Genomic DNA, 13,196 nt, shown 5'->3' on the forward strand with positions numbered 1-13,196 from the left:
GATAGGACAGGTGTGCGGTGAGCGAACGTAGAGGTACCCCGCGTCGCGGGGAGTTCGAATACGTGTTCCCGGCTATCCGGGGTGTTCAGGCTGGGCGAGAGTACTACGCGACCATGTTTCCGCTTCGTATGATCCCCCGCCTGTTCTCGTTCGACGATGAAGAGCTCCTTCCAGAACAGCGCGCACAGCGCACGCTCAACCGCTCGCGCGTACCGGAGATGGCGCGTTACATCGTGGAGAATCCTGATAGTTATGTGTTCTCGGCCCTGACTGCGTCCGTCAGCACGGACGTGGTGTTCGATCCGATCACTGACGGCGCCGGCCCGAGTGATCGCATCGGAACACTGCGTATACCGATGGACACACGTTTCGTCATCAACGACGGGCAGCACCGGCGGGCAGCTATTGAAGAGGCGCTCACCATGAACCCCGACATCGGGGACGAGACGATTTCGATCGTCCTTTTCATCGATGTCGGGCTGGCTCGTTGCCAGCAGATGTTCGCCGACCTCAATCGGTACGCGGTTCGCCCGGCGCGGTCCATCAGTGTTCTCTACGATCACCGTGACGACTTGTCGGCGGTCACTCGGATGGCGGTGTTCAGTTCGGATTTCTATCGAGATCTCACCGAGACCGAGACGAGTAATCTTGCGGCCCGATCTCGCAAACTGTTCACGCTGTCGGCGATGTACAACGCGAACAAGGCGCTTCTGGACGGGGTCGAAGAAGATTCCCTCGAGAAGCGGGCCGAGCTCGTTGGCAATTACTGGGCTGTGGTGGCGAAGCAATTTCCGGAATGGGGGCAGGTACGCGCCCGAGAAGTCACGGCGGGGGAGATTCGTCGAGATTTCATTCACAGCCACGGGATCGTTCTTCATGCGTTGGGCAAGGTGGGAAACGCTCTTCTCGAACGAAGCAGGGACAAACGGTCCTGGGATCGGGCTCTCCGCCCATTACGTGAAATCGACTGGCACAGATCGAACTCGGAGCTCTGGGAAGGCCGAGCTCTATCCGGGGGGCGTGTCTCCAAGAGCACAGGAAATGTTTTGTTGACAACTGCACTTCTCAGGAATCGCTTGAACCTTCCGCTGCCGGAGGACGAGAAAAAGGCCGAAGACAACTTTCGACGAGGTGACTCACGATGACCCGCAACCTGCCGATCCGCCCGCGGTCGGCGTTCGATGAACTCGGATTGTCCGGAACCATCGAGTCTCTGGTCGAGCAGACGCAGAAGCTCTATCTCGAGGATGCGATCCCATGGGTGGTCGGCTACTCGGGGGGCAAGGACTCCACTGCGGTTCTGCAACTGGTGTGGATGTCGCTTGCACAGCTTGAGCCGGAGAAGCGCACCAAGCCTGTCCACGTGATCAGCACAGACACGCTCGTCGAGAACCCGGTGGTCGCTGCATGGGTCACTCATTCGCTGAACACAATGGCCGACGCTGCCCGAGAACAGGGACTCCCCATCGAGCCCCATCGGCTCACGCCGGCAGTGTCGGATACGTTCTGGGTGAATCTTGCGGGTCGGGGATATCCCGCGCCCCGACCTAAGTTTCGATGGTGTACTGAGCGTTTGAAGATCAAGCCTTCCAACAACTTCATCATCAACATGGTGAAGTCTCACGGCGAGGCGATTCTCGTTCTCGGTACGCGAAAGGCAGAGAGCTCGGGACGGTCACATCGGATGACCGAGCTGGAGAGCAAGCGTGTGAGGGACATGCTGAGCCCGAACGGCTCCCTTCCCAATTGCCTCGTGTACTCGCCGGTCGAGGATTGGTCCAACGACGATGTCTGGACTTTCCTCATGCAGACCAAGAATCCCTGGGGTTACTCGAACAAGGAACTCCTCACGATGTACCAGGGGGCATCGTCCGATGGAGAGTGCCCTCTCGTTGTCGACTCGTCCACGCCCAGCTGCGGTGACAGTCGATTCGGGTGCTGGACGTGCACGCTTGTCGAGAAGGACAAGTCGATGTCGGCGATGATCCAGAACGACGAGGAGAAGGAATGGATGTTGCCGCTCCTCGAACTTCGCGATGAACTCGATGTGCAGGACGATCGTCACCTGCGTGACTTCCGCCGGATGAACGGATCGGTGCAGCTGTTCAACGGCCGAAACATCCCCGGCCCGTACACTCAGGAGTCCCGCGAGCGGTGGGTGCGCAAGCTGCTCGAAGCGCAGACGTGGATTCGGGAGAACGGACCCGCATACGTTCAGGATCTTGAGCTCATCACCTTGGATGAGCTCGAAGAGATCCGCCGCATTTGGGTGGTGGACAAGCACGAGTTCGAGGACAGCCTTCCCACCATCTACAAGGAAGCAACAGGCTCGGAGTATCCGGGGCGCCCGCTGGACGAGCACCTACCGCTCGGCCCGGATACCGTGGAGATCCTTCGGGAAGTGGTCGGCGACGATCGGGTCCACTTCGAGCTCGTCCGAGAGCTGCTCGATGTCGAGCAACGTCACCGCTCCCAAGCACGCCGTGCAGGACTGTTCGATTCGCTGACGAAGGCGTTGCGTAAAGGCTTCTACGAGAATGAGGGGGACGCTCTGCAGCGCGCTACAGATCGAGCAGGCGCAGTGGACCGACTGCGTGCTGCCGATGGTCTGGACGAACTCGATATCGCTGACGGTTACGTGCAGCCCGTCCGCGCAGGTGTCGAGCGATGATCCTCGACGAATTGGTCCTTCAGAACGTAGGTACGTTCTCCGGTCGCCACACGATCACGCTGACCCCGAAATCGAAGACGAAGCCCGTTGTACTTGTCGGTGGCCTGAACGGTGCCGGCAAGACCACCGTGCTGGAAGCGATCCATCTCGCGCTGTACGGTGCGCTGGCTCAGCCGAATGGACGCCGGGCGGGTGGATACGAAAACTATCTGATCGGATTGACCCATCGCGGAGCCCCGGAAAAGTCGATTTCAGCGGTTGAATTGGAGTTCCGGGCCTTCCAGCAGGGTAAGGAGCACGTCTATCGGATCAGCCGACGGTGGGGTGGGGCGAAGGCTCCGGGCCGCGAGAGCCTCGATGTAGAAGTCGACGGTCGCCTCGACCGTGCCCTCACATCCACATGGAGTGAGCACGTCGAGACGTTTCTGCCCCGGGGAATTGCAGGCTTGTTCTTCTTCGATGGAGAACAGATCGAGGCGCTCGCAGACCTGGAGAAGTCCCGCGAGGTTCTGGCGTCGGCACTTTCTTCGCTTCTCGGACTCGATCTTGTCGATCGGCTCGCCACGGACCTGTCGGTCCTACGCAGACGGCACCGTGCGAACCAGGTTCCTGAATCCCTGAAGTCCGAAGTCGAGGCAAAGCGGGAGCTCGTCACGCGTGCGCGCCAACTCGAAGAGGGAGTCGTCCAGGCTCTGGCCGAGGCGCGTGTCGAGCTCGAACGGGCTGACAAGGCGCGCTCCGAAGCCAGGTCGAGTTACCAGGCGCGAGGTGGGGAGATCGCCGAGACACGGACAGAGACCGAAAAGGCTGCCGAGAAGCTCCGACAAGCCTTGGATCAGGTCGATGACGACCTGCGGGCTGAGGCAGCCGATGTTGCTCCTTTGCTTCTCGTGACCGACCTCCTCCAGGAAGTCGAATCCCGTGCAGCTGACGAGTCGACCTCTTGGAACCGTCGTGCCGTGGCCGGCGTGCTTGCCACCCGTGACGACTCGATTCTCAACGCGCTTCGTGAAAGTGGAGCGGGAGACAACTTGGTGACCGCGATCTCGGACTTCCTTGAACGAGATCGCGCAGAGCGAAGCAGGGATGACGACGTCGAAGACGTCACCGGACTTGGACGACCGGACTCGATTCGAGTTCTACGGGAGACGGCGCTTCCTTCCAGTCGCCGCAGACTCGCAGAGCTGGTGGAGCGTCGACATCGGGTCCGTGAAGAACTCGACCAGATCGAGCGCGTACTGGTGGCCATGCCTGACCCGGAGTCGCTGGAAGAGGTCCGTCGACAACTGGACGAGGCCTCCGACCGCTACATACGTGCTCAATCCCGAGTGATGACCCTGGACGAGGATCTTGCAGCTCGGCGGACCGAACGTTCGAAAGCCGACGCTGACTATGAGCGCAGTATCGAGAAGTATGCCCAGGCCAACATGGCACTCGAGGACGACACTCGGATCGTTGAGCATGTGGACAAGGTCCGCAATACCCTGGAAGCGTTGCAGGTAGCTGCAAAGAAGCGCTACCTCGGGCGAATCGGCGAATATGTTCTCGAAGCGCTCCACCGGTTACTTCGTAAGAGCAACTTGGTAACGGCCATTCAGATCGACCCTGAGACATACACAGTCGAACTCACTGGGCCGGGGGGCAAGCAGCTCTCTGCGAATCAACTGTCTGCCGGTGAACGGCAGCTGCTGGCAGTGTCTCTTCTCTGGGGCCTTGCCCGAGCTTCCGGACAACCGCTCCCGGTTGTTGTCGACACGCCCCTGGGCCGGCTCGACGGAGAGCATCGCGAGCACCTCATCGAACGCTATTTTCCCTTCGCAAGCCACCAGGTTGTTCTGCTTTCGACCGATACGGAGATCGACGAGCAGGCGTTCCGGCGAATCAAGAAGCATGTCGGACGGTCGTACTGTCTCGACTACGACTATGAAAGTGCGTCCACCTCGGTTCGATCCGGATACTTCTGGGAGTAACACAGTGACTGTCGAGCATGTCCGCCTATCGAAGACGGCACGCGATCACCTGATGACCTTGAGAAGGCGTACCGGTATCGGCCAGTGGAACATCCTCTGTCGCTGGGCGCTCTGTCGTTCGCTGGCCGAACCGTCGGTACCACCCGCGGCCAAGATCGTGACCGACAGCAACGTCGAGATGACCTGGAAAGTGTTCGCCGGCACCCACGGCGATGTCTTATGGGCAGCGTTGAGGGTCAGATGCCATAAGGATGGCCTCGGCCTGGATGATGACACATTGGCGACTCAGTTCCGCCTCCATCTCCATCGAGGTATCGGATACTTGATCGGGGACACACGCTCCTCCGATATCGAAGGGCTCGTGGAGCTGGCACTCGTGGAGTGACATATGACAACGATCGGACCTATAGCCCGTCACAAGACAGCCATGGTCCGGTCGGCCTTGTCACGACCGATGGGGCTTGCACTCGCGGACGGTCTCATCGCACGAGGAGTAACGGTCTTCGACTATGGATGCGGCCGAGGCGGCGACATCCGCCAACTGGAGGCGCTTGGGTTCGAGGCGTTGGGGTGGGACCCGGCGCATCGGCCGGACGCTGAGAAGATCCCTTCGAACGTGGTCAACCTCGGATATGTGGTGAACGTGATCGAGGATCCAGTCGAAAGAGTTCACGTTCTTGAGTCTGCCTGGGATCTGACTCGAAATGTACTCGTAGTTTCGGCTCGTTTGACCTGGGAGGCGCGTGAGCTAGCGGGGCGCCGCGTAGGGGACGGGATTGTTACCCGTCTGGGGACATTTCAAAAGTTCTACGACCAGTTGGAACTTGCGGGCTGGATCGAGTCGGTACTCGGAACGAAACCGATAGCCGCGGCACCGGGTGTGTTCTATGTTTTCCGGGACGAGGCCGGCCAGCAGGACTTCCTTGCGAACCGGGTATACCGGTACCGGCCGCGCATCACTGTCGATCCTCACGAGGTGTACGAGCAGAACCGCGAGAAACTTGCACAATTGTTCGACTTCCTCACGGCGCACGCCAGGCCCCCCAAACAGGGTGAGTTGAGCGCTGAAGCCGAAGCATCCGCCTTGGATGCAAGTGGGACCCTCGGCCGCGCGGTTAACCTGATTTACCGAGTAACGGATGATTCCCACTGGGAAGAGGTGCGGACCCAACGTCGGTCCGAACTCCTTGTATACGCAGCAATGTCACGATTCAGCGGAAAGCCGAGATTCTCTCAGCTTGGACCGACTCTTCAGCGGGACATAAAGGCGCATTTTGGTACCTATCGGGAGCTTACGAACCAAGGCGACCGACTCCTGGCTGCGGTAGGAAACAAGATGATGGTATTGATGTCTGCGCGAAGCTCCAAGATAGGGAAGCAAACTCCCTCTGCGTTGTATGTTCACCGATCAGCACTGGCTGAACTCTCACCGATCATGCAAGTCTACGAAGGATGTGCGCGGGTTCTGGCCGGAACGGTTGAGCGGGCTAATATGATCAAGTTTTCGGTAACTGAGCCTCAAATTTCGTATTTGACCTACCCAGGATTCGATCGAGATGCACACCCGGTTCTAGATTCTGCGGTTACGGTAAATCTGCGTAAACTGACGGTAGATTGGCGGGATTATTCCAAGTCGGTTAATCCTCCGCTGCTGCACCGAAAGGAGGAGTTCATCGGGCGTGAAGACCGAAGAAGAGATTTGTATGAGCGACTTACGGCGGCTGAAGTGCGTGCTGGATTGTATGCACATCCGGAACAAATCGGATCTCTGAAAGGGTGGGAGCGTACCCTGCGGGAATGCGGTTGCCGTATACGTGGGCACCGTCTGGAGCGCGTGCACGCCAGACATGTGAGCCGCCCCATCCGGTAGGAAATTCAATCGTCGACTACAGCGAATCTGAAAATTCGCCGCCCCTTATTGTCAGGTTAAGATCAATTTCAAAATCGTTAATTTCCTGCAGATTGGATGCATCTAGAGCTGTTTCGCACATACATGTGTGTGACTTGAATTCATATGATCGAACAGGGGCGGATGCGAACTCGCATTGGCTCCGAAATTGATTCGATGTCACTGATATATTGGACGTGCCCGGATATTGTATCTAGGGTGTTGTCGCGAAGATCATCCGAAGAACTCTGGACTGACGGTGGTGGGGCTTGAGTGTTACTGAGTCGGTTGAATTGATTTTGTCCGGTATGGATTTAAGTGAGCATTGCGCCCATTCACACCCATTGAAGGTTTCCGCCCGGAATGCCGCTTGCAACTGTTGGTAACGATGGTGTCCATCCATAAGCGACACGTGCATATTCATGATTCCAGACCCTCCGTTGGTGGGGAATCATGAATATGCAGGAAAACTATTGTACAGCGGTCTAGCCTCAATCTTTCGCGCGGACCGCGTGCCGGCCTGAGCGGTCTCGGATTGGGTGTGGAAACCGTGGATCCGGCGTGCATCCACGGTCGACTGCCCGACACGGTCGGGTGGCGTCGGGGTCCACGGCCCCGGAAATCGTGTCCTTTCGTCTCGATGAAACTGGTACATGCAGGTCACGCAGGCGCAGGTAGCGCTGCGAGCCGGTTCAGGCTGGCCACGAGAAGATCGACATCCGGAGCTGTCGCAGCCAGTCGCAGACGAACACGGCGGGCATGCCGGGCGATCTTCCCGGCGATCGACAGCAACCGCAGCCGCAGCCGTTTCGGTTCCCACCGCCGCGCTGGAACCTCGGTCAAGGCGAGCATCTGCATCCACGCGAGCAGCTCGCATGCCAGTTGCACGAGCGCCAACCAGATGCGGTTCTGGTCGAAACCGTGCAACGGAAGATTCTGCAAGCCGGTGGCTTTCGCTGCCCGGATCCGGTCCTCGCACCGAGCCCGTCGCCGATGCCGCAACTCCAGATCTGGCAGCTGACCGCGGCGGGTGTTCGTCACGAACGCGGTCAGGCGTAGGCCGTCGCGGTCGGTGAACCGCAACTGCGCACCGGGGTGTGGGCGCTCCTTCCGGACGATCACCCGCATGCCTTTCGGCCAGGTGGACAGGTCGAGTAGGTCGGTGATCTCGGTGATCCAGGCACCGTCGCGGACCTGCCCGTCGGCGTCGTAGCCGGGGTCCATGCCTGTTCCGGAACCAGATCGATCGCGTCGGCGTGGGCGTCGGTCAACCCGAATCCGATCGAGTACGATAGGCGACGCTTGGTGAGGTACTCGATCAGGTGGTGGGTACCGCCGGCGCCGTCGATACGGACCAGTACCTTCTTCCCGACCCGGTATGCCGGGTCGAGCGGCAACTGTGCGAGTGCGTCCTGCACCACGGTGATGTGATCGGAGGCGGTGTTCGATCCCGAGTTACCCGGCCGCAGCAGCATCGCGACGGGTTCACCGGTACCGCCGGTGCCGTGGTCGACGAACGCGCACAACGGATGGAAACCGAACCCTCGCTTGAACGTCGGGGCGGCCTGTTCCTTCTCGGAATGCGCGGTGACCAGGGTGGCATCGATGTCGAGGACCAGCGGATGCGCTTCGTCGATGGCATGGTCGGGAGCCGATGTGCCGGCAGCGGCCCAGGCGTGGGAGCGGGCGGTGGCGCGGTCCGGTCGATCGCGGCCAGTGCGGTGTCGGTGTCGGCGGCCAACCTGCTGATCAGGCGGGAGACGGTCGGGTCGGAGGCCACCGCACCGAACAGTTCGGGGTGAGCGCGCAGTTGTGCGATGTCGGCGAGGCAGTCCCCACCGAGTGCGAGGGATACCGCGAGGTCGAGGACGATCTTGCCGGGATCGTGTCGGGTCAACGGCTTTCGATACGGTGCGAGTTCGGTCGTCAATGCCGTGGCAAGTCCGGTTTTCTCCGCGGTGCGCAGCAGCAGGACGGCTCCGGCATGCGACACGAGGCCGGTTCCGGTGGCTGATGCGGACAGGTGGGGATAGGGGGACGTAGACTTGCTCACCGGAATGGTGCTCCTCGAACTGGGACTGATTCAACCTTCGCAAGTCGAATTATCCCAGCTCAGAGCATCATTCTTCGTGATTGACACGGGTTTCCGCTCAATCGGCATGAATGCCCGAGGCTAGTAGGACTTTGTAAGGTTCGCTACTTCTCGTTGCGGGACCTCGCGGGTCAGCGTGCACGCCGCCCCCCCCGATTCCGCGTCCGCACCGCTGGATTGGCGGCTGTATCTGCCCGAGAGCTGGGACGATCAGCGTTGCGACGATCCGGAGACGGCCGCGGTGATCACCGCTCGCCGGCGACGCAACGCGACTCCGACCGAGGAGCGGTATCGCTCCAAGGTGGTTATGGCTCTCGAGATGCTCGACGAGCTGATCTCGTGGGCCGGACCCCAGCGGTGATCGTCGCCGACGCCGGTTACAGCGACTCGGCCACCTTCCGCCAAGGTCTGACCGATCGTGACTTGTCCTACGTCGTGGCCGTCAAAGGCGCGACCCTCGCGCATCCGGGTGATGCGGTTCCGGCCACTGCGGAATATTCGGGCCGTGGCCGGCCGCCGACCTGACGCTACCCGGCGGTGCCGACCTGCACAGACCTCGTCCTGGCGGCCGGCGTCGAAGCGCTGTCTGAGGTCACCTGGCGCCACGGCACCAAGACTGGGCTGGCCAATCCGGCCGCGGCGATGCGCTCACACTTCGTGGCGCTGCGGATCCGCCCGGCCAACCGCACGATGCCCCGCGATGAGGACGGTGGTGTCCTGCCGCAGGCGTGGCTGCTCACCGAATGGCTGGTCGGAGCGGCCGCCCCCACCGACTTCTGGCTGTCCACCTGCCCGAGGACACACCCCTGCCGGAGTTGGTACGGCTGGCCAAGATCCGCTGGCGCATCGAGCATGACTACCGGGAACCGAAAACCGGTCTCGAACTCGACCACTTCGAAGGCCGTTCCTGGCTCGGCTGGTACCACCACGTCACCCTCGTCATCGCCGCACACCTGCTCCTGACATCCCTGAGTCTGACCGACCCAAGAGCGATCGGGCAGGATTGACCCTCTATGGCATTGTGCGCGAACTCCAACGCGCACTGGCCTATTGGATCGGTACCTGCCGACCTGCCATCACACCCGAGTTGGCTCATTTCGTTAGTGCGTGATTTCGGTACCTGAAATCCGATCGAGCAGCACCTGCATATCGGCCTCGACCTGCGGCGGGAACGTGTGTCGGGTGCCGTTGATCGCGATGGTCGCCGACCGCAGCGGCCGCAACAGCTTGACGACCTTGCCGATCGCGAGATCGCTGCGTTCCTGCACCACCCGGGAGACCGCCAATGCCGCGAACACCACCGTCAGGTGCGCCTCGATCGCATCGCGGGTGCGGTGGAAGATCGGCCGGGCCCGCAGATCGGTCTTCGACATCCGGAACGACTGCTCGACATGCCACAACTCGTGATATTTACCGATGATTTCGCTCGGATCCATCAGGGAGACAGGAAGGTTGGTGACATAGCCTTTCAGGCCGACGAGCATCCTGGCGCGTTCGAGCGAGGCAGTGTCCAGCCGCCGGCCTTTCGCAGTCGTCTTCACGAATCGCGTCGACTTCGGTGCGGTGTCCCCGTCGACCACGGCCCGGGCGCGGGCTTCTTGTGCGTTGAGTGTTTTCTCGTCCCGGGCGGCGCGGCTGCGGGAGTACTGCCAGATCGCCCGCCACGCATTCGGATGGTCCGTCTCGTTCCAGACGGGCTCGGCTCGTCGCCGGCGGTTGTTGACCACGGAGCGGCCGTGCCGTGGCGTGATCGTGTCGATGATCTGCCCATCGGTGAAAACATTGCCGTTCCAATGAAAGTGGGAGGCGAGATCACCAGGCGCTTTCGTGGCGCGGGAGCCGACGATGAACTTCAGCCCCGCCTCGTCCAGCGCTGCGAGATTGGACGCGGACAGCATTCCGGCGTCCGCGGCGACGACCATCTCGACCCCGTCGAGGTCATGGCGGGCCTGGAACTGCCGCACGATCGGGACGATGGTGCGGGTTTCGGCGGAGTTGCCTTCGTAGCAGCCGATCTCGAGCGGGAAACCGGTGCGGTCCACCAGCAGCCCGACGACGATCTGCGGGTCGACCCGGCGTTCCTTCGAGTACCCGACTTTGCGCAGGTCATCTTGATGGCGCTCATTGATCCTGCTCAGTCCCGCTCACCGAAAGTGCTCACCCGTGTGGCTCCGCCGATGAGGGCGGGTCTCCTTCGATGCTGGTGGTCTCTGACCACGCACCAGCACCCCGAAGGAGACCCGCTTTCTCATGTTGACATGGGAGGAAGACGTGGAGATCCACGCACTGCACAAACGAGGCTGGACGATCTCGGCGATCGCCCGGCACACCGGCCGAAACCGGCGCACGATCCGCAACTATCTGAACGGCACTACCACCCCCGGAGTCCGCAAACCCACTGGTGAAGACCCATTCGAGCCGTTCATCGACTACGTCGCGGCCCGTCTGACCGAGGATCCGCACCTGTGGGCGAGGACCTTGTGCGACGAACTCGAGGACCTCGGCTACACCGCCTCGTATCAGACGCTGACCCGCCAGATCCGGCAACGAAAACTCCGGCCCGTCTGCCAGGCCTGCGCGTGCGCAACCGACCGTCCCAACGCGGTCATCGAACATCCACCCGGTGAGGAAACCCAATGGGACTGGGTCGAACTACCGAACCCACCCGAATCGTGGGGGTGGGGCAAGACCGCCTACCTGCTGGTCGGTTCGCTCGCGCATTCCGGCCGGTGGCGTGGGGTGCTCGCCCCGGCGATGACCCAGCCGCATCTGATCGACGGCCTCGACCGGATCTGCCGCGAACTCGGCGGCCTGACCCGCACCTGGCGGTTCGATCGGATGGCCACGGTCTGTCACCCGGACAGCGGGAAAGTCACCGCCTCCTTCGCCGGTGTCGCCAAGTACTACGGTGTCGTGCCGGCGATCTGCCCACCGCGAGCCGGGAACCGCAAAGGCGTTGTCGAGAAGGCCAATCACACTGCAGCACAGAGATGGTGGCGGTCCGTGGCCGATGAGTTGACCGTCGAGCAGGCGCAGGCGAGCGTGGACAAGTTCTGCACCCTGCGCGCCGATGCCCGGATGCGCGCCACCGCCGACGGCAAGGCTTCGGTGCTGACCGTCGCCGCCCGCGAACCCCTGACGCCGATGCCAGCCGATCCGTATCCGGTGGTCATCAGCGAACCGCGGACCGTCTCCCGGCAAGCATTGGTGGCCTACCGCGGCAACCGCTACTCGGTGCCCCCGGAACTGGCCGCGGCACAGGTGCAGGTCACCCGGCGGCTCGGCGACGAGGTGATCGACATCGTCACCGCCTCGCAGATCACCGTCGCCCGGCACCGGCTCGCTCCGGACGGGGCCGGGGTCATCGTGCGCGATCACGGCCACGTCCACGCCCTCGAGCAGGCCGCGATGGCCGGGGCCGCGGCCGGAGGCCGGCCGCACCGCCGCAAGGAACGCATCCCACCCGGTGCGGACGCACGTGCTGCAGCAGAAGCACTGCGCACCAACACCACGGACCATCACTCACCGTCGACGACACCGCGGTCGACGGTGGTCGACCTGGCCGCCTACGAGCGCGCTGCCCGCGGAAGGAACACCCTCGCATGACCATCACCCCCGACACCACCACCTCGACGAGTCTCTATCAGCGTCTGCGTGGGCACCTGGCCACCCTCAAGTTGCACGACGCCGCCGAAGCGCTGCCGTCGGTGCTCGACCGGGCCCAGAAAGACGGACTGTCGATGACCGCAGCCCTCGAACAGCTACTGTCGATCGAGGTCGACGCCACCGAAGCGCGGAGATTGGCCGGACGGTTGCGGTTCGCGTGCCTGCCCACCCCGGCCTCACTCGACGACTTCGACTACGACGCCGCCCCCGGACTCGATCGGGCACTGATCACCGAACTGGGCACCTGCCGATTCCTCGAAACCGCGACGAACGTCCTGCTCATCGGGCCCCCGGGGGTCGGAAAGACCCACCTGTCGGTGGGTTTGGCGCGGGCGGCCGCGCATGCCGGCTATCGCACCTATTTCACCACCGCCGCCGATCTGGCGGCCCGCTGTCACCGCGCCGCGATCGAAGGCCGATGGGCGACAACGATGCGGTTCTACGCTGGGCCGACGCTGTTGGTGATCGACGAGCTCGGTTATCTTCCGTTACCGGGCGAGGCCGCATCCGCCTTGTTCCAGGTTGTTGCGCAACGCTATCTGAAGACTTCGATCATCATCACCACCAACCGCGGTGTCGGGGAGTGGGGTGAGGTCCTCGGCGATACGACCGTCGCCGCTGCGATGCTCGATCGACTTCTGCACCGATCGGTCGTGCTCAACCTCGACGGTGATTCCTACCGCCTGCGCGATCACCACGCCCGAGCCGAGAAGCTCCGTCGGGCCACCACCGGAACACGGCAACCGCTACAGTGAAACCGCCCGCGAGTGGGCACTTTCGTTGAGCACAAGCGAGCACATTCGCTGAGCCTCATCAATCTTCCTTTTCGGCCTCGAAGTACAAGGTCGTCACGTCGTACAACCCGAGTTGGCTCATGTTTTCGGGATGATCGACAGCTCACGTCTGTGA

7 protein-coding genes and 3 pseudogenes are annotated in these 13,196 nt (G+C 61.9%); 8 read left to right on the top strand and 2 right to left on the bottom strand.

What is annotated here, in order from left to right; translation table 11 throughout:
* Positions 1-17 precede the first annotated feature (17 nt).
* From dndB to OED52_RS06570, 5 genes are read left to right on the top strand one after another with little or no spacing between them, the layout of a single operon-like run.
* Positions 18-1,145 (top strand): DNA sulfur modification protein DndB, encoded by a 1,128-nt coding sequence (gene dndB, locus OED52_RS06550; RefSeq protein WP_264153858.1) that lies wholly within the window; start codon positions 18-20, stop codon positions 1,143-1,145.
* Positions 1,142-2,671, top strand: coding sequence for a DNA phosphorothioation system sulfurtransferase DndC (dndC, locus tag OED52_RS06555; RefSeq protein ID WP_264153859.1), 1,530 nt, complete (start codon positions 1,142-1,144; stop codon positions 2,669-2,671). Before dndB ends, dndC begins: the two co-directional genes overlap by 4 nt.
* Entirely contained in the window at positions 2,668-4,641 is a 1,974-nt protein-coding gene (dndD, locus tag OED52_RS06560) for a DNA sulfur modification protein DndD (protein WP_264153860.1), read from the top strand. Before dndC ends, dndD begins: the two co-directional genes overlap by 4 nt.
* Before the next feature lie 4 nt (positions 4,642-4,645).
* Complete coding sequence (gene dndE / locus OED52_RS06565) at positions 4,646-5,026, top strand: DNA sulfur modification protein DndE (protein ID WP_264153861.1); 381 nt, start codon at positions 4,646-4,648, stop codon at positions 5,024-5,026.
* 3 nt (positions 5,027-5,029) lie between these two features.
* On the top strand, positions 5,030-6,511 hold the full coding sequence (locus OED52_RS06570; protein ID WP_264153862.1) for a DNA phosphorothioation-associated putative methyltransferase: 1,482 nt from the start codon (positions 5,030-5,032) through the stop codon (positions 6,509-6,511).
* Between the two features lie 678 nt (positions 6,512-7,189).
* Here the strand turns inward: OED52_RS06570 and OED52_RS06575 are convergent.
* Positions 7,190-8,582, bottom strand: a pseudogene (locus OED52_RS06575) (IS1380 family transposase).
* Positions 8,583-8,751: 169 nt separating this feature from the next.
* Between OED52_RS06575 and OED52_RS20830 the strand changes: the two are divergent.
* A pseudogene (locus OED52_RS20830) lies at positions 8,752-9,628 on the top strand (IS701 family transposase); the annotation flags it as partial.
* Between the two features lie 93 nt (positions 9,629-9,721).
* Here OED52_RS20830 and OED52_RS06585 read toward each other — a convergent pair.
* Positions 9,722-10,735, bottom strand: a pseudogene (locus OED52_RS06585) (IS1634 family transposase); the annotation flags it as partial.
* Between the two features lie 136 nt (positions 10,736-10,871).
* Between OED52_RS06585 and OED52_RS06590 the strand changes: the two are divergent.
* Together OED52_RS06590 and istB are read left to right on the top strand one after the other, a co-directional pair.
* Positions 10,872-12,227 (top strand): Mu transposase domain-containing protein, encoded by a 1,356-nt coding sequence (locus tag OED52_RS06590; protein WP_264153863.1) that lies wholly within the window; start codon positions 10,872-10,874, stop codon positions 12,225-12,227.
* Positions 12,224-13,042 (top strand): IS21-like element helper ATPase IstB, encoded by an 819-nt coding sequence (gene istB / locus OED52_RS06595; protein ID WP_264153864.1) that lies wholly within the window; start codon positions 12,224-12,226, stop codon positions 13,040-13,042. The genes OED52_RS06590 and istB overlap by 4 nt, the downstream gene beginning before the upstream one ends.
* Positions 13,043-13,196: the final 154 nt, after the last annotated feature.

Source organism: Rhodococcus sp. Z13, assembly GCF_025837095.1.
Classification (GTDB): Bacteria; Actinomycetota; Actinomycetes; order Mycobacteriales; family Mycobacteriaceae; genus Rhodococcus; species Rhodococcus sacchari.